Annotated in this window: 21 protein-coding genes; 6 read left to right on the top strand and 15 right to left on the bottom strand. The window is 71.2% G+C overall.

All coding sequences use genetic code 11. The features are described 5' to 3' along the window. Window positions 1-491 precede the first annotated feature (491 nt). Window positions 492-1,316, top strand: coding sequence for an alpha/beta hydrolase (locus tag AB0M83_RS08880; protein WP_364514561.1), 825 nt, complete (start codon window positions 492-494; stop codon window positions 1,314-1,316). Window positions 1,317-1,358: 42 nt separating this feature from the next. Here the strand turns inward: AB0M83_RS08880 and AB0M83_RS08875 are convergent, their stop codons facing one another. From AB0M83_RS08875 to AB0M83_RS08855, 5 genes are all read right to left on the bottom strand, one after another. Continuing rightward, the gene (locus AB0M83_RS08875; protein WP_364514558.1) at window positions 1,359-1,823 is read right to left on the bottom strand and encodes a hypothetical protein; all 465 of its coding nucleotides are present in this window, start codon (window positions 1,821-1,823) and stop codon (window positions 1,359-1,361) included. 19 nt (window positions 1,824-1,842) lie between these two features. Continuing rightward, window positions 1,843-4,377, bottom strand: a complete 2,535-nt coding sequence (locus AB0M83_RS08870) for a WXG100 family type VII secretion target (RefSeq protein ID WP_364514555.1) — start codon at window positions 4,375-4,377, stop codon at window positions 1,843-1,845. Continuing rightward, complete coding sequence (locus AB0M83_RS08865) at window positions 4,377-4,655, bottom strand: hypothetical protein (protein ID WP_364514552.1); 279 nt, start codon at window positions 4,653-4,655, stop codon at window positions 4,377-4,379. Before AB0M83_RS08865 ends, AB0M83_RS08870 begins: the two co-directional genes overlap by 1 nt. Window positions 4,656-4,832: 177 nt before the next feature. Next, a complete protein-coding gene (locus tag AB0M83_RS08860; RefSeq protein ID WP_364514549.1) occupies window positions 4,833-5,096 on the bottom strand; it encodes an acyl carrier protein in 264 nt (87 codons plus the stop codon). Further along, the gene (locus tag AB0M83_RS08855; protein WP_364514546.1) at window positions 5,089-6,636 is read right to left on the bottom strand and encodes a fatty acyl-AMP ligase; all 1,548 of its coding nucleotides are present in this window, start codon (window positions 6,634-6,636) and stop codon (window positions 5,089-5,091) included. Before AB0M83_RS08855 ends, AB0M83_RS08860 begins: the two co-directional genes overlap by 8 nt. Before the next feature lie 30 nt (window positions 6,637-6,666). Here AB0M83_RS08855 and AB0M83_RS08850 point away from each other — a divergent pair, with 30 nt between their 5' ends. After that, window positions 6,667-7,554, top strand: coding sequence for a cytochrome P450 (locus tag AB0M83_RS08850; RefSeq protein ID WP_364514543.1), 888 nt, complete (start codon window positions 6,667-6,669; stop codon window positions 7,552-7,554). On the opposite strand, the gene glmM is transcribed toward AB0M83_RS08850, so the two are convergent. From glmM to rplM, 3 genes are all read right to left on the bottom strand, one after another. Beyond that, entirely contained in the window at window positions 7,540-8,874 is a 1,335-nt protein-coding gene (gene glmM / locus AB0M83_RS08845; RefSeq protein ID WP_364514540.1) for a phosphoglucosamine mutase, read from the bottom strand. The two genes, AB0M83_RS08850 and glmM, sit on opposite strands and share 15 nt — an antisense overlap. A gap of 177 nt (window positions 8,875-9,051) precedes the next feature. Further along, window positions 9,052-9,486, bottom strand: coding sequence for a 30S ribosomal protein S9 (gene rpsI, locus AB0M83_RS08840; protein WP_364514586.1), 435 nt, complete (start codon window positions 9,484-9,486; stop codon window positions 9,052-9,054). Window positions 9,487-9,632: 146 nt separating this feature from the next. Next, window positions 9,633-10,085: a 50S ribosomal protein L13 gene (rplM, locus tag AB0M83_RS08835; RefSeq protein WP_284745421.1), complete on the bottom strand. Its 453-nt coding sequence runs from the start codon at window positions 10,083-10,085 to the stop codon at window positions 9,633-9,635. 263 nt (window positions 10,086-10,348) lie between these two features. Between rplM and AB0M83_RS08830 the strand changes: the two genes are divergently transcribed. Both AB0M83_RS08830 and AB0M83_RS08825 read left to right on the top strand, forming a co-directional pair. Continuing rightward, complete coding sequence (locus AB0M83_RS08830) at window positions 10,349-11,242, top strand: hypothetical protein (protein WP_364514537.1); 894 nt, start codon at window positions 10,349-10,351, stop codon at window positions 11,240-11,242. A gap of 29 nt (window positions 11,243-11,271) precedes the next feature. Then, a complete protein-coding gene (locus AB0M83_RS08825; protein WP_364514534.1) occupies window positions 11,272-12,021 on the top strand; it encodes a DUF4333 domain-containing protein in 750 nt (249 codons plus the stop codon). A gap of 85 nt (window positions 12,022-12,106) precedes the next feature. On the opposite strand, the gene AB0M83_RS08820 is transcribed toward AB0M83_RS08825, so the two are convergent. From AB0M83_RS08820 to eccCa, 5 genes are all read right to left on the bottom strand, one after another. Further along, window positions 12,107-12,400 carry a WXG100 family type VII secretion target gene (locus AB0M83_RS08820; protein WP_364514531.1) on the bottom strand — a complete coding sequence of 98 codons (294 nt, stop codon included), beginning with the start codon at window positions 12,398-12,400 and terminating at the stop codon, window positions 12,107-12,109. Window positions 12,401-12,462: 62 nt separating this feature from the next. After that, complete coding sequence (locus tag AB0M83_RS08815; RefSeq protein WP_364514528.1) at window positions 12,463-12,780, bottom strand: WXG100 family type VII secretion target; 318 nt, start codon at window positions 12,778-12,780, stop codon at window positions 12,463-12,465. Window positions 12,781-13,031: 251 nt separating this feature from the next. After that, window positions 13,032-13,388 carry a hypothetical protein gene (locus AB0M83_RS08810; RefSeq protein WP_364514526.1) on the bottom strand — a complete coding sequence of 119 codons (357 nt, stop codon included), beginning with the start codon at window positions 13,386-13,388 and terminating at the stop codon, window positions 13,032-13,034. 16 nt (window positions 13,389-13,404) lie between these two features. Next, a complete protein-coding gene (locus tag AB0M83_RS08805) occupies window positions 13,405-15,468 on the bottom strand; it encodes a type VII secretion-associated protein (RefSeq protein WP_364514523.1) in 2,064 nt (687 codons plus the stop codon). A gap of 103 nt (window positions 15,469-15,571) precedes the next feature. Continuing rightward, on the bottom strand, window positions 15,572-19,588 hold the full coding sequence (gene eccCa / locus AB0M83_RS08800; protein ID WP_364514520.1) for a type VII secretion protein EccCa: 4,017 nt from the start codon (window positions 19,586-19,588) through the stop codon (window positions 15,572-15,574). 304 nt (window positions 19,589-19,892) lie between these two features. Here eccCa and eccD point away from each other — a divergent pair, with 304 nt between their 5' ends. Further along, window positions 19,893-21,257 (top strand): type VII secretion integral membrane protein EccD, encoded by a 1,365-nt coding sequence (gene eccD / locus AB0M83_RS08795; RefSeq protein WP_364514517.1) that lies wholly within the window; start codon window positions 19,893-19,895, stop codon window positions 21,255-21,257. 20 nt (window positions 21,258-21,277) lie between these two features. Further along, the gene (locus AB0M83_RS08790) at window positions 21,278-22,903 is read left to right on the top strand and encodes a S8 family serine peptidase (protein WP_364514514.1); all 1,626 of its coding nucleotides are present in this window, start codon (window positions 21,278-21,280) and stop codon (window positions 22,901-22,903) included. Window positions 22,904-23,175: 272 nt separating this feature from the next. Here AB0M83_RS08790 and AB0M83_RS08785 read toward each other — a convergent pair whose 3' ends face one another. Together AB0M83_RS08785 and AB0M83_RS08780 are read right to left on the bottom strand one after the other, a co-directional pair. Beyond that, window positions 23,176-24,309 carry a WXG100 family type VII secretion target gene (locus AB0M83_RS08785; RefSeq protein WP_364514583.1) on the bottom strand — a complete coding sequence of 378 codons (1,134 nt, stop codon included), beginning with the start codon at window positions 24,307-24,309 and terminating at the stop codon, window positions 23,176-23,178. Then, window positions 24,309-24,626, bottom strand: a complete 318-nt coding sequence (locus AB0M83_RS08780; protein WP_364514511.1) for a hypothetical protein — start codon at window positions 24,624-24,626, stop codon at window positions 24,309-24,311. The genes AB0M83_RS08785 and AB0M83_RS08780 overlap by 1 nt, the downstream gene beginning before the upstream one ends. Between the last annotated feature and the right edge of the window lie 37 nt (window positions 24,627-24,663).

Raw genomic sequence — 24,663 nt, 5'->3', positions numbered from 1 at the left:
GCACCCAAGGCGGCCTTCGGTGCGTCAGACGCACCGAAGGCCACATTGGGGCGCTCTGGCCGGCCCGGAAGACCGGCGGCCGAACACGAACCGACTGTCCAGGTACGCGAACCGACCGTCCGGGTACGCAAGCCGACCCTCCAGGCACGCGAACCGACTGTCTGGGTACGCGAACCGACTGTCCGGGTACGCAAGCCGACCCTCCAGGTACGCAAGCCGACTGGTCGGGTACGCAAGCCGACCGTCCAGGTACGCGAACCGACTGTCCAGGTACGCGAGTCGACCCTCCGGGCACGCGCCCAACGATCGTGCGCCGGTCGCCGGATGGCGTGAAAGCGTCGTTCACCTCGCCTGGCGTGGTGAACGACCCGTTCATGACCTCGGCGGTGACCTCGTCAGCAGGCCGAGCCGAAGCGGCCGGGGAGCGAAGCGGACGGCGCGCCGGAGCGGCGGGCGAGCCGGGGCGGGGCGCGCACAGTAGGGTTCCCGCCATGGCCAGCAAGCCCAAGCAGCTGCTCGCGGAGTTGACGCACCCGGGTCCGCACGAGGTCCTTCGCGGCAACCTCGCCCTGGTCGGGCTGCCCGGCGTGGTGTTCACGCCGCGCGCCGGGCTGGGGCTCCCCGCCGTGGCCTTCGGGCACGGGTGGCTGCAGCCGCCCGATCGGTACCGGCAGCTGCTGCACCACCTCGCCAGCTGGGGCATCGTCGCCGCCGCGCCCGCGACCCAGCGGGGTCCGCTGCCGTCGCACCGGCTGCTCGCCGCCGACCTGCTGACCACCCTCGACGTCGTCACGACCGTGCGGCTCGGGCCGGACGGCATCAGCGTCGACCCGGCCAAGCTCGGCCTCGCCGGGCATTCGACCGGCGGTGGCTCCGCCGTCCTCGCCGCGGCCCAGGACGCCCGGGCTGAGCACCCGCGGATCAAGGCCGTCGCGACCATCGCCGCCGCCCAGACGCTGCCGCCCGCCACCGAGTCGGCGAAGGTCATCACCGTCCCCGGCCTGCACCTCGCCGCCGAGGAGGACCTCGTCGCCCCGAAGGTCGGGCACGCCGAGGCCATCACGGACGCCTGGGGCGGCGAAGACGTCCAGCTGCGCACCCTCGGCAAGTCGACCCACCTGGGCGTCACCGAAGGCCGGCACTGGTCGCAGCTGATCATGCACGGCAAGCCGCACCGCAAGACGCAGCAGCTCACGCGCGCGCTGTTCACCGCCTTCTTCCTGACGCACCTGACCGGCACGGACAAGTACCGGCCCCTGCTGGAAGCCGACGTCAAGCGCGCCCCGATCGAGCGCGAAGAAGAACCCGCGCACTGACGCGAAAAGGGCCCGGCCGGAGCCGGGCCCTTCCGAAGGAACTCAGACCAGCCAGCTGGTGCTGGAGAAGTCGTCCTCGTCTTCCACCGGACGCGCGTGCCGGCCCCGCTTCGGCGACTCCGGCGCCGGCGGCGCGGGCGGTTCCGGCACCGGTTGGGGCGCCACGGCCGCGGGCATCGGGATCCCGTAGCTCGGCGTCGGGTACGGCGTGCGGCCGGTGTCCGCTTCCTCGTCCTCGACGCCGAACTCCATCAGCGACTCGCGGCCCTTGTCGGCCAGCGTCTTCTCCGTCGCCCAGCCGCCCGCGCTCTGCTTGCGCTTGTTGAGCTCGTCCATGTGCTCGGCGTACTTCTGCGCGGCGGCGAGCTCGTTCTTCAGCCCCTCACGGGCCTGCGTCTCGGCCTCCGCGACCCGGCGCTCGCGCAGGCCCCGCTGCTCGTCCTGCTCGCGAGCCGCGGCGTCCATCGTCGAGATCGCCGCGCGGTACCGGTCTTCGGCGCTGCTCATCGGCCCTCCTCAGCCCTCGTCACCGGTCGTACCGGATCGAACGGTCACCCTCGTCGTCCAGCGAACCGCTGATCCGGCCCTTGGCGCCGCTCGTTTCGAAGACGCCGCCCTCGATGCGGTACTGGCTGGGCCCGCGCTGCTGGTCGCCGCCACCACCGCCGCCCGGCGCGCCACCCATGCCCCCCATCATGCCCATGCCGCCCATGCCGCTCATCCCGCCGGACGAGCTCGCGGCGGCCTGGTGCATACCCGGGTCGACCGGGGTCGCGCCGAGCCCGCCGCCGTCGGACATCGGCATCGACGCGTCGCTGCCCGTCTGCGCGCCGGGGTCCAGCGACACGGCGCCGGCGAAGTCCGCCGACCCGCCGCCCGTGACGGCGGACCCGAAGTCGCTCGCCCCGGCCGTCGTCGTCGAGTCACCGCCGCCACCGCCGGCCACGCCGGAGTCACCGCCGCCGACTCCCGCGTCGGCCGTCGCCATCGCGGGTTCCGCGCCGACGCTGCCGCCGAAGTCACCGGAGAAGTCCTGGCCTCCGGGAGTGGTGAAGCCGCCCCCGGCCGAAGCCGCCGCGCCCTGCGTGAAGGCCGGGTCCGGGTTGGCCGGCGCCGGGTCCTTCGTCAGCGGCGATTCCGCGTCCGCGTCGTGCCGGATCGCGGAGCTGCTGCCGTCGGTCGACGCGGGATCGGTCTTGAGGTCGCTCGCCTTGGGGTCGTCCTTCTCGTCGAGCGTGTACGTCGTCGGCTCGCCCTTGCCGTCGTCGACGGTCACGATCGTCGGGCCGTCGGGCCCCTCCGGCCGCTCGGCCGTGATCTCGAGGTTGCCGTCCTTGATGTGGATCTTGCCGTCGGGACCCGGCTTGTAGCTGCCGTCGGCGGAGGGCTGCCCGTCCTTGACCGCCCCCTGCTGCGCGCCCTGCGGGCCGAAGCCGCTGCCGTCAGCCTTGGCGCCGTCCTTGCCGTCCTTGCCGGCTTCGGCCTTGTCGTCGTCACCCCAGTCGAGGTGGTAGTCCTTCTTGGTGCCGTGGCCGTCGTCCACGGAGATGTCCTGCTTGCCCTCCTTGTCGGGCTCGGACATCTCGATCGTGTTGTCGCCCTTCTTGACCGACACCGTGTCGGTGTCGTCGGTGTCCTTGATGGCTTCACCGGTCGTCGGGTCGATCGGGTACGGCTTGCCGGTGTCCGGGTCGACTTCGAGGGGCTTGCCGGTGATCGGGTTCTTGCCGTCCTCGGGCTTCGCCGGGTCCTCGGCCGTGGGCGGCTCGACCGCCGACGGTGTCGTGGTGCCCCCGCCGCCGGTACCCCCGCCCGTGCCGCCGCCGGTCCCGCCCCCGGTGCCGCCGCCCGTACCGCCGCCGTTGTCGTTCTTGCCGGGGCCGCCGGAGTTCTCCTTGCCACCGCCGTCGTCGGTGCCCTTGCCGTCGCTCTTGGCCTCGGTGAGCTGGTTGCGGTAGCCGTCCATGAACCGCGCGAGCGCGCCGAACTGCTGGTCGATCGTGTCCTTGGCGGACTTGCAGGAGCCGTTGAAGGCGTTGATCAGGCCCTGGTACTCGGTCGAGAACGCGCCGTCGCGCCAGTAGCGGCAGACGTTGCGGCCGTACTCCTTGTTCTCGTCGTTGAAGCCGCAGTCGTCGTTCTGCAGCCGCTCGGCGAGGTTCGTCTGGTTGCCGTTCTTCGCGTTGACGGCGTCGACCCAGCCGGCGACCTTCATGAAGTCGTCGAACTCCTCGGTCTCGCCGTTCGCGATCTTGAGGACGTCCCGGGCCATGGTGATGTCGGCCTGGGCGATCGTCGTGCGGTGCAGCTGCAGGACCTCGTCGACCTTCTTCTTGACGGCGTCGTAGACGTGCGTCACGGTCTGCGGGATCAGCTTCGCGGCGCCGTCGATCTGCTGCGAGAGCTCCTTGGCGTGCGGCTTGATCGTCTCGTCGTACTTGATCTCCGCCGCGTTCGCGCCCTTGCCCTTCCACTCCCCGAAGAGGGTCTGGAGCTCGGTGTCGCTCTTGCTCAGCGAGTCTTCGACGACCTTGTGCGCCTTGGCGAGGTCGTCGGCCTCGGTGAGGAACTTCTGGAACTGGATGCCGCGGTTCTCGTGGAACTTGTCCTTGAGGTCCTTCTGCGAATCGATGTGGCCGGACCCGCCCTTGATCTTGTTCCAGATCTCGTCGGTCCACTGCACCAGGAAGTCGACCGTGACGTTGCCCTGGTCGAGCATTTCGTCGGAAGTCTTCGCGCCGGCCCCCAGCGTGGGCGTCGCGATTCCGTCGAGGTTCTTCTTCGCCGTGTTCTTGCGGTCGGTCTGTGCCTGCTGTTCCTTGCCCTTGGCCTGCGACTCCTGCTTCGCCCGTGCGACGATCTCGTCGGTGTCGTTGGAATCGAAGACGTCGTAGCCACCGCCGCCGTCGGAGTAGCTTTCGATGTACTCCTTGGCGTACTTCTCTTCTTCTTCGTTGAAGTTGAAGGTGTTGCGGTCGTACTCCTCCATGAGTTCCGTCTTCGTCTCCATGGAGACGTTCGGGTCATCGAGGATCTTCTTGATTTCGGCCCAGTCCGCCATTACTTGCTCCCCGCCGCATTGGCCTGCGCACCGGCGTGCGACTCCTGCGCGGAGTACTTGGAGCCGGCCGTGCCGATCCCGCTGCCGAGGTTCATCAGCGCGTTCGACAGCCCGGTCATGCCCGCGCCGATCTCGTCGATCCCGGATTTGTACTTGCCGTAACCCTCACCGTGGACGCGGCCGAAGTCCACCTGGGCGATTTCGGTGGGCGCGACCTTCTTGGCCTCGGCGGCCGGGTCGTCCGCGACGTCGTTGAGGCGGATCTGCGCCCGCGTCATCGCCTCAGAACTCGCTTCGTAACCGTTTGGCATGGTCGGCTTGCCCCCTTCGCTCCACAGCCCCTTGTTCCGGGTGTCAAGACTGTGACGCACCCGGACGTCGTTCGGTGCCGTCGCAGATGCACACAGAGTCTAGCGTTCGGCCGACCGGCCGACCTGGGCTTTGCCCAAGTGCACTCACCCGGTGGGGTGCTGCGCGGCGAGCGCCTCGGAAATGACTTCGGCGACGCCGCGGACGTCGACGAGCCGGTCGAGCTCGTCCAGGTCGACGGAGACGCCGTAGCGCACCTCGACCCGCGCGAGCAGCTGGACGCGCTGGCGGGACGTCATGCCGATGTCGTCGAACGGCGTCGTGTCGGTCAGCCGCTCGGGCGGGAGCTGCAGCGCCGTGCAGACGATCTTCCGGATCTCGTCGGTGTGGGCGGCGGCCGGGTCAGTCATGGCGCCCATTCTCGCCCCACCAGCGGTCGCGGGCGGCGGCGCGGGACACCTTGCCGCTCGAAGTCCGCGGCACCGCGCCCGGCGGGACCAGCCAGAGGGCGCGCAGCGGCAGGTCGTGGCCCGCGGACACGGCCCGCCGGACGGCCGTCTCGACGCCGTCGTGGCCGGTGCAGCCGACGACCACGGCCACGCCTTCCCCGAGGCTGTCCCGCACCGCGAACGCGGCGACGCGCCCGGCCCGGACGTGCGGGTGCGCGGCTTCGACCGTGGCCTCGATGTCCTGCGGGTGGTGGTTGCGGCCGTCGACGATGATCAGGTCCTTGAGCCGCCCGGTGACGTACAGCAAGCCGTCGTGGACGAAGCCGAGGTCGCCGGTGCGGAGCCAGCCGTCTTCGGCGAAGGTGCCTTTCTGTCCCCAGTAGCCGTCCGCGACGTTGGGGCCGGACACCCAGATCTCTTTGTCGACAATTCGGACCCGCTGGCCGTACGGGCGGCCCACCGAGACCAGCTCCCGCCCGTCGAACGTCGTCACCGTCGGGCCTTCGTCGCCCGCACTCGCGACGAACACCGTCGCCTCGGCCAGGCCGTAGCACGGCTTGAGCGCGGTGTACGGCAGCCCGAACGGCGCGAAGGCGCGAGCGAAGGTGCCGAGGGTGGCCGCGCGGATCGGCTCGCTGCCGTTGAGCATGGAGTTGACGTGCGAGAGGTCGGCGTCAGCCAGCTCCCCCGCCGCCTCCGCGGCCAGGTCGAAGGCGAAGTTCGGCGCGGCGGTGATCGCCCCGGGGTGCTCGGCAAGCAGCCGGATCCAGCGCAGCGGGTCGCGCACGAACTCCATCGGCGTGAAGAACACCGAGTGCGCGCCGAGGAACACGGGCGTGCCGACGAGCAGCACGAGCCCCATGTCGTGGAAGAACGGCACCCAGCCGGCGAGGTGGGTCGACGCGTCGGCGTGGTAGCACTCGGTGGTCTGCCAGCAGGCGGCCACCAGCGCGCGGTGCGAGATCACCGCGCCGGCCGGGCGGCGCGTCGAGCCCGACGTGTACTGCAGGTACGCCGGATCGGTCATCGCCACCTCGGCGGGCGGCTCGGCGTCGTCGGGCTCGATGTCCTCGATGGCCAGCACGACGTCCGGGCACGACGCCAGCGAGGCCGTGCTCTCCAGCAGGTTCTTGGAGGTCAGGCACACCGTCGGCACCGCGTCCGCGAAGGCCGACTCGAGCCGGGCGCGGTGCGTGCGGCCGGTCGGGACGGACAGCGGCATCGCGACGAGCCCCGCGTAGAGCGTGCCGAGGAAGGCGACGACGTACCCGAGGTCCTGGCGGGCGACGATCGCCACGCGGTCACCCGGCCGGGTGAAGCGGCGCAGCTCGCGCGCGACGCCGCGGACGCGGTCGAGCACCTGGGGCCAGCTCAGGGTGTGGTCGACGGGACCCGGGAAGGTGCGGCACGTGAACGCGGGGCGGTCTTCGGCGGCGTTGCGGAGCAGGTGGTCCGTGAACGGGGTGGCCAGGACCTCTTCCGGGACGTCTGCGGGCGGCACGCGCTCATCCTGCCCTACCGTGGGCAGGCGATGGACGAGTTCGAGCGGCACGGGATCGGCCTGGTCTCCGGCCGCGACGCGTGCGTGCACGCCCTGCGGTCCCCCGATCTGACGTCCGATCCCGGTGGCGGCTCGCCGAGCGTGCTGCTGCGCGACGGCGCGGGTCACACCCGGGTGCGCGGGGTGCTGCGGGAGATCATCGCCGGACTGGAACCGCTGCCCGGCTCGGTGCTCGCGGCGATCGAAGCCGTGGTTGCCGAGCTGGGATCGTCGTTCGACCTCGTGCGCGACTTCGCGCGGCCGGTGGCGGGCGCGGTGACGTCGGCGGTGCTGGGGGTGCCGCTCGACGACGTCTTCCTGGACCACCTGGAGAAGACGACGGCGAACCTCGACGTCTTCGGCGGCGCCGACCGGGCGGGGCAGGCGTCGGCGTTCCGGCTCGCGGTGCAGCTGAGCCGGGCACCGGCCGGGCCGGGCGGCCTGACGGCGCTGCGGGAGGCCCACGCGGCCGGCCGGCTCGAGGAGGACGAGCTGATGCTCAACCCGGTGGTGCTGGCGCACGCCGCCTACGAGAACTCGCTGAACTTCCTGGCCTGCGCCGGGCTGGAGCTGGCTTCCTCGGCGTCTCCGGTGCGGGTCCGCGAGCTGGTGACGTCGATCTGCCCGGCCCGGTACGTCCTGCGCTTCGGAGCGGACGGCCCGGTGGCGGTGTCGCTGGCCGACGGGCTCCCGTTCGGCCTGGGCCGGCACGCCTGCCCGGGTTCGGGGGTCGCGCTGGCCGAGGGCGAAATCGCCCTCGGCGCGTTGGCGAAGCTCCTCGACGGCGGCTGCCGGGTGGGCGAAGTGACGTGGAAGACCCACCCGGTGTTCCACGGCCTGGCGAAGGCCGTGGTCACCCTCGAATCAGGAAACCGCTGAGACGACGCCCGCCAGGCGGTCGGCCGCGGCCTGCGCCGTGGCCTGCGCCGTGGCCTCCACCATCACGCGGACCAGCTGCTCGGTGCCGGACGGGCGCAGCAGCACCCGGCCCTCCTCGCCCAGCTCGGCCTCGACCTCGACGACGGCGTCGCGGACCTCGGACGAGACGGCCACCGCCGCCTTGTCCGCGACCGGGACGTTCACCAGGACCTGCGGCAGCCGGTTCATCACGGCCGCCAGGTCTTCGAGGGACTTGCCCGTCTCGGCCATGCGGCTCATCAGGCGCAGCGCCGTGAGCAGGCCGTCGCCGGTGGTGGCGTGCGCCGGCAGCACGACGTGGCCGGACTGCTCGCCGCCCAGGGCGAAGCCGCTCGCGCGCAGCTCCTCGAGGACGTACCGGTCGCCGACCGCCGTCGTGACGACCGCGATGCCGTGGGCCTTCATCGCCAGGTGCAGGCCGAGGTTGCTCATCACGGTCGCGACCAGCGTGTCCTTGACCAGCTCGCCGGACTCGGCGAACGCGAGCGCGAGCACCGCCATGATCTGGTCGCCGTCCACCAGCTCGCCGGCGGAGTCGACGGCCACGCAGCGGTCGGCGTCGCCGTCGTGGGCGATGCCGAGGTCGGCGCCGTGCTTGACGACCGCCTCGCGCAGCTTGTCGGGGTGGTTCGAGCCGCAGTGCTCGTTGATGTTGACGCCGTCCGGCTCCGCGTACAGCGCGACGACCTCGGCGCCGGCGCGGCGGTAGACCTCGGGCGCGGCGGCCGACGACGCGCCGTTCGCGCAGTCGACGACGACCTTCAGCCCGGCGAGCGAGTGCGGCGTGGCGCCGAGCAGGTGGGTGGCGTAGCGGTCGAGGGCGTCGTCGACGTCGTGGACGCGGCCCACGCCGGCGCCGGTCGGGCGGACCTTGCCGGCGGCGAGGCCGGCTTCGATCTCGTCCTCGATGCCGTCGGGGAGCTTGTGCCCGCCCGCGGCGAAGAGCTTGATGCCGTTGTCGGGCATCGGGTTGTGCGACGCGGAGATCATCACGCCGAGGTCGGCTTCGAGCGAGCCGACCAGGTAGGCGACGGCCGGCGTCGGCAGCACGCCGACGCGGAGCACGTCGGCCCCCGCGGAGGTGAGGCCCGCCACGACGGCGGCCTCGAGCATCTCGCCGCTGGCGCGCGGATCGCGGCCGACGACCGCGACCGGCCGGTGCGAGCGGTCGTGCGCGGCGAGCACGCGGGCGGCGCTGGCCGCCAGCGCCAGCGCCAGCTCGGGCGTCAGCTCGGCGTTCGCCAGGCCACGGACCCCGTCGGTACCGAACAGGCGTGCCATCGATCGACCTCCTCAGTGCGGCTGCGGCAGCGCAACCGACCACGACAACGTAGCGACCCTCCCGGGCCGCGCTACCCCTGGATGTGCTTTCGGCCGGACTGGTAACCCCGGGAAAAACGCCGGAGCGCCCATCCGATGGACGGATGGGCGCTCCGGTGGGTTGCGCCAGAGGCGCGATCAGCGCTTGCTGTACTGCGGGGCCTTGCGGGCCTTCTTGAGGCCGTACTTCTTCCGCTCCGTGGCGCGCGCGTCACGGGTCAGGAAGCCGGCCTTCTTGAGGGCCGGGCGGTCATCGGCGTCGACCTCGATGAGCGCACGGGCGATCGCGAGACGCAGCGCGCCCGCCTGGCCCGAAACGCCGCCACCGTGCAGGTTGGCGAAGATGTCGAACGAGTCCGGCTTCTCGACCAGGACCAGCGGGTCCTTGATGAGCTGCTGGTGCACCTTGTTCGGGAAGTACTCCTCGAGGGTGCGGCCGTTGAGCTTGAACTGCCCGGTGCCGGGAACGACACGCACGCGGACGACGGCTTCCTTGCGGCGGCCGACCGTCTGCGCGTTGCCGCCGGCGGCACGCGACGGACGCGGGGCGGCGGCGGACTCGCTGGTCGCCACCGGGGTCTCGCTCGTCGCGACCGGCGTCTCGCTGGTGGCGGCGGGGGTCTCGGGGGTCTCGCTGGTCTCGACGGCGCCGGTCTCGGTCGCCTCGGTCGTGACCTCGGCGGTCTCGGGCTCGGTGCTGGTCACAGACTGTTCCTCACTCACTGCGCGACCTGCGCGATCTTGGTGATCTCGCGCACCTGCGGCTGCTGCGCGGTGTGCGGGTGCTGCGGGCCGGCGTAGACCTTCAGCTTCTTCGCCTGGGCACGGCCGAGCTTGTTCTTCGGCAGCATGCCCTTGACGACCTTCTCGAGCAGGTGCTCGGGCTTGGTGTCGAGCAGCTCGCCGAACGAGCGCTTCCGCAGACCGCCCGGGTAACCGCTGTGCCGGTACGCGAACTTCTGTTCGCGCTTGTTTCCGGTGAGCGCGACCTTCTCGGCGTTGACGATGATGACGAAGTCACCGGTGTCCACGTGCGGGGCGTAGGTCGGCTTGTGCTTGCCGCGCAGCAGCGTGGCGACCTCGGTCGCGAGCCGGCCGAGCACGACATCCTCGGCGTCGATCACGTGCCAGGCACGAGTGACGTCGCCGGGCTTGGGGCTGTACGTGGGCAAGGGTCTACCTCGTCGTCAACATTGCGTGTGGGTTCTGTGCGGGCCTAGCGCGCTGATGCGCCGCAACGCACAACGACATATGAAGATACCCCCACGTCCACCGCGGCCACGCATCGGGGGTGGGTCCAGGGGCCGGAACAGTTCCGGCCCGGCGCGACTCTACCCGGTTTTCCCGCCGAAGTGCCTGCACGCGCCGCCCCGACACGCGAGGATGAGACGATCCGGGGCGCGGGAACACGGGCCCAGTCGAGCAGGGGACGGCGATGAGGAAACGACCGACGGCGATCTTCGTCCTGGCTGCCGTCCTGGCCCTGGTCAGCGCCTGCGGCACGGCCAAGGCCGGTACCGCCCTGCCGAAGGGCGACGACGCGGCGGACTACGTCGGCGGCAAGTTCGAGCAGGTCATCGGCAAGCTCGGGGACGCCATCACCGACACGCGCGACGTCACCAACTCGCTGGACGCCTACTTCAAGTTCGACGACAAGTGGATCCACAGCACCGTGACGTCGGCCCGCACCGGCAGCCCGGAGAGCCGCGCGGTGCGGCACCGGTCGCAGAAGAACCCCGACGAGATCATCGACACGTACACGCCGGCCGACGGCGCGGTCGAGTACACCTACCTCGGCCCGATGTACGTCCAGAAGGGCGTCTCGCCGACGGCGTGGGTGTCGATGCCGAAGCCCGAGGCCGGCCTGATCCTGCCGTGCGCCTGGGGCGGGGTGCTGACCCCGTGCCGGATGGCGGACTCGACCGTGGACGCCTACAAGGCCGACAAGCGCGCGGTCCGCGGCGCCAAGAGCCTCGGCGACGGGAAGACCGCGCTGACGGTCAACGTGCCGTTCGAGATCTTCGTCAAGAACAAGGTCGAGATCCTGCCGCAGAGCATCGTGAGCCAGGTCGGGTCGGAGCTGAAGAAGGCCATGGTGCCGACCACGATCACGCTGAACCCGGACGGCAGCCTGGTCTCGTTCGTGATGGACGCCAAGTTCTCCGGCGACGGCCACCAGCTGGAGCTCAAGTACGACTTCCGGTTCACCGGCAAGGCCAGCCTGCAGGACATGCCGAAGCTGCCGGACGCGGCGCAGATCACGGTGCTGCCCGACCGGGCCGCCATGGACGACTTCTACCGCCGGCTCGGCGAAGCGCAGGGCAGCTGAACCGTGGCCACGACGCGAGGTGACCTCCGATGACCCAGCCGCCCCAGCCGCCCCAGCCCCCCGGCCCGCAGCAGCCGCAGTGGTGGCAGCCGCCGGCGAACCCGCCTCGGCAGCCGGGCGCCTGGCAACCCGAACAGCAGGCGACCGGCCCGCACGCCGGGCAGTGGCAGCAGAACGCGGACCCGGGCGCGGCTTCGGGTTCCTACACCGGCCAGTGGAACCCGGCGCAGCAGCAGCCCGGCACGAGCGGGTCGTTTTCGGGGCCGTGGCAGCCGGGTCAGCCCGCCGGTGGGCCGTGGCAGCCGCCGTCCCAGCCGACGCCGTCGCAGCCGGGCACGCCCGGTGGCGGGTGGCCGGCACCCCAGCCTTCCGGACAGTCGTCCGGGCAACAGCCGTACGGCGGCGGGTTCCAGCCCACGCAGTACGGCGGTCTCGGTGCGTTCGCCGCGGAGCCGCCGAAGAAGCCGAAGTCGAAGAAGCCGCTGCTGATCGCCGGAGCCGTCGTGCTGGTGCTCGTCGTCGGTGGCGGGGCCGCGTGGCTGCTGGGCGCGTTCCGCGGGAACGTGCTCGAGCAACAGTCCCTTGAGGACGGTGTGGTCAAGGTCCTCAACGAGAACTACGGCGAGCCGGACGTGAAGGACGCGCAGTGCCCGGCGAACGAAGCCGCCGAAAACGGCACGACGTTCGACTGCACGGTGAAGATCGGCGGGCAGGACAAGAAGGTGACCGTGCGGGTCCTCAACGACCGGCCCGAGTACGAGGTCGGCGCACCGCACTGAGGTTTTCGTTTGACTGTAGGAGAAACCGAAAACGGCGGGCCCCGCACCGGAGTGCGGGCCCGCCGTGGTTTCCGGGACTACCGGCTCAGAACAGGCCTTCGACGGCGCTGTCGGTCTGCTGGTAACCGTCGGCGATCTGCGGCAGGGCGGCGGCGATCTGCGCCAGAACCTGCTTCAGGTCCTCGAACTTCTGGTCCCAGGTGCGCTGGGCCTGGTCGTACTGCTCCTTCGCGGAACCGGACCAGGTGGTGATCAGCGGCTTGAGGTCGTCCTTGAGGCGGTCGAACGCCTGCTGCAGCTCGCCACCCGTCTGCTGGCAGTCGTCCGCGGCGGCGCGGATGGTGGCGTAATTGACGACAATGCCGGCGTCACTGGGCATAGTGCGCTCCTTCTGTGCTGAGAAAGTTCAGGTGGATGAAAGGGAAAGTTCCGGTGCGACGCTCAGCCGAGCGCGTCGAAGCCGCGGTTGACGGCACCCAGGATCTCCTGCTGCTGCTGCTCGGAGCGCTCGTACTTCGAGCCCGCCTCGCGGAGCAGTTCCGCGATCTTCTGGAGGGCCTGGTTCATCTGACGAGCGTCGTCGTCGAAGCGCATCATCACGTGGTCGAACGCCTTCTGGGCCTCGCCCTTCCAGCCGGCGCGGGTGGCCTCGATGCGGTCGCGCAGCGTGGACAGGTTGGCGTCCATGCCCGCGCGAACCTCGGTCACACGACCCTCGGCCTCGGTGAACTGCTGAACTGTCCCGGTGAATCCAGCCATGCTGGAACCCCCTTCTGAAGAGTGGTTGTCCGTACCAAGCTCGTTCGTTTGTACGGCCCTACGACGCAGACATTGCCATGCCCGGTTCCCCCGTGTCGTGCTTTGCCCGCAAGTAGTTGCTTGCGGGAACGCTCGCGCCGGGAACCGATCGCCGCGCGTATTCCGCAACTGCCACGAACCAGCGAAGCGTCACCCGGAAAAGTGTTCTCCACCAGCGTGGTTAGCACACGCACAGCGATCGCCGGGCGTCTTCACCGATCGCGGCCCATGATTCGCATCTGGGAAAAGTCTTCGTCCTCATCACCCGTTCGAGGGGCACGAGCGGAGGATTGCGAACGCGAAGGAACCGAATCGGCGGGATCCGGGACCGCCGGGACCGCCAGCCCGCGGGCGCGGCGGAACCGTTCGGCGGCGGCGCGCAGCGTGCCGGGAGTCGGGTCGCCGGACTTCGTGCCGCGGCCGCTGCGCTTCAGCAGTTCGACGTTCTCGCTGTGGTGGCGCCGGCTGCGCGCCTTCGCGTTCCCGGTCACGCGCCGGGCGTGCGTCACCGCGTCTTCGCCGGCCCGCCGGAAGGCCGACGCGGCGCTTTCGAACTCTTCGGACGGCACGGCGTGCCCTCGTCTCTCAGTTGAGGATCTCGACCGTGCGCACGGCCTGCGTGCAAGCGGCGGAGACCCGGTCGCGCAGCTGCGCGGTGGCGTACTGGCAGCCGACGTGGACCCGGATCCGGCCCTTGGCCACGACGTACCAGTCGACCTGGAGGTCGGGCCGGTCCTTCTTGATCTCGTGGTAGCCGATCACGGTCTTGCCCGCGTACGACAGGGCCGGGTTGAACCCGCCGTAGTGGTCGGGATCGCGGTCCGCTTCCCCCTTGAGCTCGTCCACCAGCTTCTGCGGGTCCGCGGTCGCGTCGTAGTCCATCACGAATTCCTGGGCGACGAGGAGGTCGTTGCCCTCCCGGGACTCCTGCGGGTGGATGACGACCTGGCGCTGGGCGACCCGGTCGTCGGTCTGCACCCAGTCCTCGGGCGAGACGAACTTGAAGTCGTACTGCGAGAGCGTCCGGCCGGTCTCGGCCTGGCCGGCGGGGTCGCCGAACACGAAGATCCCGGTGACGACGAGCGCGGCCACGACGACCACGGCGCCGGCGACGATCCCCCAGAGCTTCCCGCGGCCGGGCTTCTTCTCCGGCGGCGCGCCGGGACGGTTGCCGGGCGGGCCTCCCGGGCCGCCTTGGCCACCCGGGCCGCCCGGGCCGCCCGGCGCGTTCTGGCCGGCGGGCGGGGTCCACGGCGGCCGGGCCACCGGCTGTCCGTGGGGTGGTGACGGCGGCGGGGCCGCGCGGTTCGGGAACCCGTTGGCGGGCGTGCCCGGCACGGGCGCCGGGGTGCGCGGCGGTGCCGGGCGCTGGCCCGCGTCACCGGGGCGCGGGGCGACGTCACCGGGCCGGACGACCTCGGTGCGCTGCGCCGCTGGGTTGAGGGCGCCGCCGGGCACCGCGCCCATCCGCGCCATCGCCTCGCCGGGCAGCGCGCCCGTGCGGTCCGGGTCCACCAGCACCGCCCGCAGCGCGCCGCGCGCGACCACGGTCTCGGGCTGGTCGAGGCTCGTCGGCACGACGCCGGTGCGTTCGTGCACCAGCCGCGAGATCATCGGGATCCGGCTCGACCCGCCGACCAGGAAGATCGCCGTGAGCTGCTTCGGCCGCAGGCCGGCGTCGCCGATGGCCGCGACCGTCAGCTCGACCGCGCGTCCCAGCGGCGCCGTGATGAGCCGCTCCAAGTCCTCACGCGTCACGTGCGCGTCCGCGAACGGCGGCGGCATCGGCACGTCGGTGTAGGCGTGCCGCGACAGCGTTTCCTTGGCTCCCCGCACGTCTTGACGCAACACGCGGCGGCGGCGCCGGTCGACCATCTCGCGGCCTTCGACGAGCTGGCGCCACGCGTCCTGGTCCGCGCCGGCCACGAGCGCGCCGACGTGCTCCAGCAGCGCCTGGTCGATGTCCGCGCCGCCGAAGGCGGGATCGCCCCGGGTGGCCAGCACCTGGAAGCCGCCGCGCTGCGGACGGCCGGCCCGGTCGCGCGCGGTGTCCGGCGGCAGCCGCCGCACCACGCTGACGTCGACCGTGCCGCCGCCGAGGTCCAGCACCGCCAGCGCGTCGCCGGGACGGCCGCTGAACTCGACGGTGCGGTCGTTCGTCACGTCCTGCGGCGCGAACGTCGCCGCGTGGTAGACCGCCGCCGCGACCGGCTCGGGCACCAGCGCGACCTCGCGCGCCAGCCCGCCGGCCGCCTGCCGCAGCAGCCGGGTGCGGATGGCGCCCCAGTCCGCGGGGTGGGTCAGGACCAGCAGGTCGATCTCGGCCTCGCCGGCGAGGCGGCGCGCCTCGGCGACCGCGCGGCCCAGCACCGCGTGCACGACGTCGGTGACGCGCAGGACGCTGTCGCCGAGCAGCAGCTCGCCTTCGTCGATCCGGCGCTTCGGGTTCGGCTCGTACCGCGACGGGTCGACGGCCGCCTGCCGCTCGGCCTCCTGGCCGACGAACAGCGTGCCGTCCGCGGCCGCGAACACCGCCGAGGACATCAGCGGCTGGCCGTCGATCACCACGACCTGCGGATCGCGCCCGTTCACCGAGGCGACGACACAGGTGCTCGACGTCCCGAAGTCCACCGCAACCCGGACCGTCACCAGCAGCTCCCGCAGTACTTGTCGCGTTCCCCCACGCCCGGCCGACGGGGCGCACCCTCGGGGAGGAACCTACCCTCCACCGCGATGCGCCCCGTCGCCGTGCTCAGTCCGGCTGGATCCACGACACCTGGATCAGCTGCTTACCGTTCTTACGAGTCAGCAGATTCCCTCGGCCCGGCGGCATCGCGCTGGCCTTGATGTTCCCGACCAGCGCACCCTCATCCCGCGACCCGTTCATCACCATGCCCGGCGCCGCGATCTCCTTCAACTTCCCGATGATCGGGTCATACATCGCCTTCGACGCACCACCCGTGCGCCGCACCACCACCAGATGCAAACCCACATCCTTGGCCTGCGGCAGGAAGTCCGAGATCTTCCGCAACGGGTTGTTCGACGAGGTGGCGACCAAGTCGTAGTCATCGACCAGGATGAACAACTCCGGGCCCTTCCACCACGACCGCGTCTTCAACTGCTCCTGCGTCACATCCGGACCCGGCAACCGCCGCGTCATCGAATTGAACACATCACCGACCATGCTCTCCAACTGCGCCGCCGACACCGCATACCCCAGCAACGAGTCGCCTTGCACGAAGCCGAGCATCGTGCGCCGGTAGTCCACCAGCAGGATCAACGCTTCCTTCGCGGTGAATCGCTCCGAAATCCCCCGCGCGATCTGCCGCAGCAGGTTCGTCTTCCCCGACTCACCGTCAGCGAAGGCGTAGAAGTGCGGCTCGGCGTTGAAGTCCAGATAAATCGGCTGCAGATCCTCCTCGTTGACCCCGATCGGGATCAGCTTGGAGTCGCGCTGCTGGTCGAGCTGCAGGACGTCCTCGTAGGTGATCATGTCCGGCAGCAGGCGGACCTGCGGCGCGGCCCGGCCCCGCCACGCACCCTTGATCTTGCCCACCGCATCCGCCACCCCGGCCGCGATCGTCTCCGGGTCACTGGAGCCGTCGATCCGCGGCAGGCCGCCGAGCATGTGCAGTTTTTCGCGGGTCAGGCCGCGCCCGGGGCGGCCGGACGGGATGTTCACCGCCACCCGGCGGTCGATGTCGGACTCGGTCGGGTCACCCAGGCGCAGCTCGAACCTCGTGCCGATCATGTCCTTGATCGCCGGGCGGATGTCCGCCCACCGGTTCGCCGCGATCACCACGTGCACCCCGTAGGACAGACCCTGGGTCGCCAGCCGGGTGATCGTGCCTTCCAGCTCCTCGAAGTCATCCCGCAACGCCCGCCAGTTGTCCACGATCAGGAACGCATCCCCGAACGGGTCCTGATCCGCCCGGATCTCACCGCGGCGTTTGCGGTTGCGGAACTCGGTCATCGAGTCGATCCCCATCGCCCCGAACCGGCCCTCCCGCTCCGTGAGCAGGGTGGTCAACTCGGCCACGATCCGCCGGGCCTTGTCCGGCTCCCGCCGCGCCACCGCCACCCCACCCACATGGGGCAGGTCGGCGAGGCCGGCCAGGGTGCCGCCACCGAGGTCCAGGCAGTAGAACTGCGCCTCCTCGGGGGTGTGGGTCAACGCCATCGACATGATCAGCGTCCGCAGCATCGTCGACTTCCCCGACTGCGGACCACCCACGATCACCCCGTGCCCGGCCGCACCGGAAAAATCCGCCCACAGCGGGTCACGGCGCTGCTCATACGGCCGGTCGATGATCCCGAGGGGCACCTGCAACCGCCCGTTGCCGAAAAACCCGACCGGGGACAGGCCCCGGTCGTCGGTCGGGTTCAGGTTCGGCAGCAACGTGTCCAGGGAGTTCGGGTCTTTCAGCGGGGGCAGCCACACCTCGTGCGCGGGCGGGCCCTGCCCGATCAACCGCGACACGATCACATCCAGCTCGGACGGTTCGACCGCCTCCTCCGGCTGCTGCGGCGCCGCCACCACCGGCGCTGCCTCGCTCGGCTCCGGCTCCGGCTCCTTCGGCAACTCCACGAAGTCCGGGACGAACAACTGCGGGCGTTTGTCCGCCCGCACCACCGTCGCGGCCGGGCCCGCGGCCTGGATCCCGGCGGGGCGGTAGGGGCCGGAGACGTAGGAGGCCTTGAACCGCACCAACGTCGAGGTGTCGTACTTCAAATACCCGCCACCGGGGACCGAGGGCAGCTCGAACGCGTCCGGCACTCCGATCGCCGCGCGGGACTCCGCCGCGGAGAAGGTTTTGAGGCCGATGCGGTAGGACAGGTGCGAGTCCAGGCCGCGTAGCTTGCCCTCCTCCAGGCGCTGGGAGGCCAGCAGCATGTGCATCTGCAGCGACCGGCCCAGCCGGCCGATCGCGACGAACAAATCGATGAAGTCCGGCTTCGCTGCCAGCAACTCCGAAAACTCGTCACACACGATGAACAACGCCGGCAGCGGGTCGAGGTCGGCGCCGTTCTCCCGGGCCTTCTCGTACTCCCAGACGTTTTTGAAGTTGCCGCCGTTTTTGAGCGCTTCCTGCCGGCGGTTCATCTCCCCCGCCAGCGCGTCCTTCATCCGGTCGACCAGCGTGACCTCATCGGCGAGGTTGGTGATCACCGCCGACACGTGCGGGGCCTTGTCCAGCCCCAGGAACGTCGCACCACCCTTGAAGTCCACCAACACGAAATTCAACGTGGACGAGGAGTGGGTGGCAAGCATGCCCAGCACCAGAGTGCGGAGAAACTCGGATTTGCCGGAACCGGTCGCGCCGATGCACAACCCGTGCGGGCCCATCCCTTCGGCGGCGGCTTCCTTGATGTCCAGTTCGACGGGCTGGCCGTATTCGCCCACACCGAACGGCACCCGGTAACGGTCCCGGATCGGACGCGGGCGCCATGCCTGCTGCACATCGAACGTCATCGGATCGCCCGGGATACCGAGCAGCTCCAGCAATGACGGGTTGGACAGCAGCGGCTCTTCGTCGCTGACGTCCTGCCCGGCCGCGCCGCCGACGCGGTACGGCGAGATCAGGCGGGCCAGCGACTCGGTCTCGACCAGGCTGAGGGTGTCGGGGCGGCCGAACCACTCGACGCCGCCGGCGCTGCGCGCGCCGAGGCGGTCGGCTTCCACGACCAGCCGCAGGCCACGGCGGGCGGCGAGGTTGCCGATCGAATCCGACAGGTCGACCAGCGTGACCCCGACCAGGCCTTCTTCGAGGATGATCTGCTCTTCGCGGGTGACTTCGGCGTCGTCGATGATGATCACGACGTGCGGCTGGTCCGGCGCCGGGGTGGCGTTGCGGGAGAACCGCTGCCGGTCACGCAGCTCTTCGTCGAGCCAGTTTTCGATCTGGGCCAGCGAACCGGCCATCATGCGCAGCTGGCCGATACCGTCGGCCAGGGTCGGGTGCTGGGCGTGGGGAAGCCACTTCGCCCACTCCCACTCCTCCTTCGCCCGGCCCGCGGTCGCGACCGCGACCAGCACGTCGTCGGGACTGTGGAAGGTCACCATCTGCGCGAGCATCGCGCGGGTCAGGCCGCGGGTCAGCGCGCGGTCGCCCTGCATGCTCACCGCGGCGAACCCGCGCAGGGTGATCTGCGTGGGCAGGTCCGGCACGATCGAGTGCGCGCGCACGAACCGGCGCAGCGCGAGGGTGGCGATCGGCTCCAGCTCGTCGACCGGGCCGGTCTGCGGCGGGACCAGCCGCGTCGCGAGACGGTGCGAGCTGCGCCCGACGCGCAGGTGCAGGAAGTCCTGGTCGTTCTGGCGGCGTTCCCACATCCGGCGGCTGGCGGCCAGCGACCACAGCGACTGCGGGTCGGGGTGCACCCACTCGAGCGCGGCACGCTGGTCGACCATCGCCTCGCGGGCCCGGTCGCGCATCTGGCCCAGGTAGCGGAGGTAGTCCTTGCGATCTTCGTCCATCTCGGCGCGCTTGGCGCCGCCGCCCTTGCCGCCACCGCCGGCCATCATCCCGAGCGTGCCGACGACCATCATGCCGCCCATGGCCATCATCATCGGGTTCCGGTTGCTGGCCTGGAACATGAAGACCATCATCCCGAGCGACGCGACGATCATGACGACCGGAAGCGCCTTCATGACGATGTTGCCGGGGATGACCCGGGGCACCTCGGGCGGCGGCTCGAGGTGCACCTCACCGCCCGGCGGGCGCGGTGCCGCCAGCCGCGGCGACTTCTTGAACTGCAGCGTGCTCATCGAAGGACCCCTCATTCAAACTCGACGATGGCGGCCACCGCTTGGTGCGCGAACAACCTATCGAACGCCGCGGGGGAATTCCGCCGGATGCCGGAACCCCCGTGAACGCTGCCCCATCCTCGCTCGGCGAGTGTACGGCCTGCCACCGACAGTAATGCCGCGTTCCGGGAGCTGACCTGCGGATGACGGTGAATTTCGGACGTTCGATGATGTCGGCACCGGGGTTCGGTATAAGTTCCCCCGGGAGCAGTCTCGACCGAGCGGGGGCAGTGCAGTGGCTACGGGCACGACAGTTTTCAGCAGGGTGACGGTCGTCGCACCCTCGACGCGGATCGACGTGGCGCTGCCCGCCGATGTCGCGGTGGCCGATCTGCTGCCGATGCTGCTGGACATGGCCAAGGAGTCGTCGCCCGACGGCGGGGCCCGCCACGGCGGCTGGGCGCTCGCCAAGCTCGGGGACGCCCCGCTCGATCCGAGCCGGACCCTGGCCTCGCTCGGCGTGGTCGACGGCGAGCTGCTCCAGCTGCGCAAGCGCAACGAGAACCCGCCGCCGCCGCTGTACGACGACGTCGTCGACGCCATCGCGGAGTCCTCCCCCGACAGCTTCCGCCCCTGGACCAAGGAGACGGCGAACCGCTTCGGGCACGTCGCGGGCGGGCTGGCGCTGGTCGCCGCCGCGTTCGCGCTGTTCATGAGCGGCTCGCTCTACGGCGGCAACGCGCTCGGCGCCGCCATCGCCGGCGGCATCGGCGCGATCGCGTGCGTCGCGGTCGGCGCGACGCTCGCCAAGGCCTACAGCGCGGAAGCGACCGGGGTGCTGATCGCCGCGGCCGGCGGCCTGCCCCTGGCGTTCGTCAGCGGCTTCTACATCGTGCCCGGGCTGTCGATCCGGGCGAACCTGCTGCTCGGCGCGGTCCTCGTGATCATCGTCGCGTCGGTCTGCATCATGGTCATCGGCGCGGGCATCACGACCTTCATCGCCGCGGCCACCGCGGGCACGTTCGGCGGCCTGGCCTTCCTGTTCGGCACGCTCGTCGCGCACCCGGCGGCCGGCATCGCGGCCGGCACGGTCGCCGTCGCCCTCGCCTGCATCTCGATCCTGCCGCGCGCCACGATCTGGCTCGCGAAGCTGCCGCTGCCGCACGTCCCGGGCAGCGCGGAGGAGCTCAAGGAAGACTCGGGCTTCCCGGACTACCGGGCGATCGAGCGCCGCACGGCGATCGCGCACAACTACATGACCGGCCTGATGGTCGGCTGCGGCGTCACGGTCGCGGTGTCGGCGATCATCGCCGCGAGCGCGCCCGGCGCGTTCGGCATCATCCTGGGTGTCGTCGCGACGCTCGTGCTGCTCCTGCGCGCCCGCGCCTACGCGAACGGCAGCCAGGCGGTCGCCCTGCTCACCACGGGGCTCGTCTCGGCGACCGGGATCGCGGTCGGCTGGCTGTTCGCGGCGAGCGCGCAGAACCGCCTGCTCTACGTCTTCGGCATCCTGATCCTGCTGGCCGCGGGCGCGCTCGTGGTCGGCGTGATCTTCCCGAACCAGCGCTTCTCGCCGCCGCTGCGGCGCACGGTGGAGATCATCGAGGCGCTCTGCATCGCGTCGGTGCTCCCGCTCGCCCTGGGTGTGATGGACCTGTACACGACCCTGCGGCACCTGAACTTCAAGTGACCGGATCGGGTGAATCTCGGATGGCAGTAGGACGGCGTTTCGGCGCCACCCGGCGGACCACGACCGCGTTGCTGACCGGCACGATCGGCTTCCTGTCCTCGGTGGCCGTCGCGGTGCCGGTGTGGGCGCAGCAGGCGCCCGCCGACGGCTACTTCGCGACGCCGCCCCCGGTGGACATGAGCAAGCTGCTCCCGGATTCGCGCCAGCCGGACAAGAAGTACAAGCAGTCGAAGGGCTGCGTCCAGCGCAGCACCCTCGGCCAGAACATCGTGCTCAAGTACCGGCCCTGGGGTCAGGACTACCTGCAGATCGCGAAGGCGCAGGAGATCGTCCGGGCCGCCACGAACGGCGGCGTCGGCCGGGGCGTCAAGGTCGCCGTCGTCGACACGGGCGTGACGAAGCACCCCTGGCTGCAGAACCTCCAGTCCGGCGGGGAGTACGTCCTGACGCCGAAGAACGCGCAGCCGGGACTCGAGGACTGCGACGGCCACGGCACCGAGGTCGCCGGCATCATCGCGGCCAAGCCGGACAACCCGGAGGTCGGGTTCGTCGGCGTCGCCCCGGACGCGACGATCGTGTCCTACCGCCAGCTGAGCGAGAACTACGAGCCCGACACCTCGACGTCGACCCCGCCGCCACCGAGCAGCAGTGGCACCCCGTCGTCGAGCACCAACCCGCCGACGGGATCGGAGTCTTCGCTGCCGCCGAGCGGCGAGGGCGGTGGCGGCAGCGGGTCCGGTGACGGCGACCGGACGTCTCCCGGGCAGTCGAACGGCGGACGTCAGCTGGAGAAGGCCGGCACCGCGGGGACGCTGAAGACGCTGGCCGAGATCATCCGCGGCATCGCCGACCGCAAGGACGCCGACATCATCAACATGTCGGTCGACAACTGCCGCACGGCGACGGGGTCGATCACCGAAGGCGAGCAGCAGGTCCAGGCGGCGGTGCGCTACGCGGCGCAGGCCGGCATCGTGATCATCGCCGCCGCGGGCAACGCGACGGACACCTGCCCGCAGAACGACCAGCCGGACGCGAAGAAGCCCCAGACGATCGTGACGCCGCCGTGGTTCGCCGACGACGTGCTGTCGGTCGGGGCGATCGACGAATCCGGCGGCGTGGCCCCGTTCAGCGTCCACGGCCCGTGGGTCGGCGTCGCCGCGCCGGGCACGAAGATCGTCTCGCTCGACCCCGCCGAAGGCTCCAACGGCCTGGCGAACCTCACGTTCGAAAGCGGCGACAAGGCCAGCGAAATCCAGGGAACGAGCTTCGCCGCGCCGTACGTCGCGGGCCTGGCGGCGCTGGTCAAGGCCAAGTACCCGAACCTCGACGGCAAGGGCATCATCAACCGGATCAAGGAGACGGCCCAGCACCCCGCCGCTCCGGGCGGTCGCGACAACTTCGTCGGCTACGGGGTCATCGACCCGGTGGCGGCGCTGACGCAGAGCCTGCCGTCCGAGGTCGGGAACCAGGCGCCGATCCCGCCCCCGCAGCTGGCCCAGCTGCCGCCCGCGAACGACCGCAACTCGACCCCGATGATCGTGGCGCTGGCCGGCACCGGCGGCGGTGTCGTGGCGCTGCTGATCACGCTGTTCGTGATGCGCACGATCCGCCGCAACCGGCCCGCGGAGACCGCTTCCCGCCGCTGACGTTTCCCCCGGCCCGCGGGCCGGGGGAAACAGGTCACTTCCGCGGCGGCGGAGTTCTTCGACTCGCGCCGCTCTCGGCCGCCGAGATCACCCAGCTGAAACCGGCACCGCACACTGCTGCCGTTCCCCGGCCGATGAGCGGGGGAACGGGTCACTCTTCGCCGGCCTCACCGGGCTCTTCGACGGGCGCCGCTCTCGGCCGCCGCAAACTGCCCGGTCGAACCCGGCACCGCACGCAGCCGGCCGAACCCGGTCCGCGAGCCGGGCCCGCGTCACTTCTGCGGCGGCGCCGGCGGGTTCTTCTTCTGCTGCGCCGGATTCTCGTCCTCGCCGATGACCGGCGGCGCCACCATGCCCGGCTCGCCCAGCAGCTCCGACGGCGTCGTCGTCGGGCGGGTCTTCGACTGGCGCCGGCCTTGGCCGCCGCCTCCGCCGAACGCTCCGAAGCCCATCATCGGCATCATCGGGACTCCGCCCGACGTGCTGTGGTCGTCCTGCGCCTGCGGTACCTGCTGCGGGGCCGCGTCGGCGGGTTGGGCGGCCTCCGGCGTGCCCGCCGCGGTGTGCTTCGGCTCCGCCGGGTCTCCGCTCGCCGACGACGGCGTCATGACGTCGTCGGAACCGGCGTCCGTCGAAGCCGCAGCCGCAGCCGTCGGTTCCCCGGCGGCGGAGGCACTGCTCACGACGTCGTCCCGCAGCCGGAACCGCTCCTCCGGGTACCGGTGCGCGATCTCGATGCTCCGGGCGGCCGCGTCGGGATCGTCGACGCCGTCGCAAAGCCGGTCGAACGCCTCGAGGACGTCCCGCGCGGTCTCGTACAGCGCCTTCGCCGACTCCTGCGTCTCCCGCAGCTGGACCCGCGCTCGCTTGGCGCCCCCGCTCGGCAGGGTCATCGTCTCGGAAATCAGGTCCGCGGAGTCGACCAGCACCTCGACGAGGTCCACGACGACGTGGCGGAGCGTCGTCACCAGCTCGTCGAGCGCGCCGGCGAGGACGGTCAGCGCCTCCTGGACGTCGCCGCCCGCGGCGCCGATCTCGCGCATGTACGCGACGAACGCGTCGGCGTCCCGGCCCTCCCAGCCGCCGTCGAGCCGGCCGAGGCCCTCGTCGAGCCGGGTGGACACCTCGGCCGCGGCCCCGGCGGCCTGGCGCAGCCGCCCGGCTTCGGCGGCGAGGTCGCCCCAGCGGCCGATCAGCGGGCGGAAGTACGTCTCGACGGGATCGATCAGCCCGAGCTGGTGCGACACGTCGGTGAGGTACGCCAGGTACGGCTCGGCCGTGGCGGCGATCTCGTCGCCTTCCGCTTCCGGGGAGAAGGCCACCACGGGCGCGGCGGGCGCCGGGACGGCCGGCTTGGCCAGCGGGTGCGGGATGGACTCCGTGGAGCCTTCCGGTTCGGCGAACATCATCCGATCTCACCAGCGCGCTTGATCAGCTCCGCGGCCTCCGCGTCCTGCCCGCTGTGGCGGACCGTGACGTGCCGCAGCGCCTCCGCGGCCGACTTCAGCGCCTCGGCCCCATCGGTCAGCTGGCGCCGCAGCGCGCCGGCCGCGCGGCCGTACGACTCACCGAGCCCGATCTGGGCCCCCAGCGGGCCGTAGGACTCGCCGGAAACGCCTTCGCCCCCAACATCGGCCGCCGCCGCGTTCAGGGCGTCAGCGGCCTCCTCGGCCGTCCGGGCGTAGTCGGCGACGACCACGCCGTCCATCCTCAAGCCGGCCATGGCACCTCTCCGCTCACCAGAAGATCCATCGGGCGTG

It is taken from the genome of Amycolatopsis sp. NPDC051106 (genome assembly GCF_040682775.1).
In the GTDB taxonomy this organism is placed as follows: Bacteria; Actinomycetota; Actinomycetes; order Mycobacteriales; family Pseudonocardiaceae; genus Amycolatopsis.
This window is presented reverse-complemented; position numbering and strand designations above follow the sequence as displayed.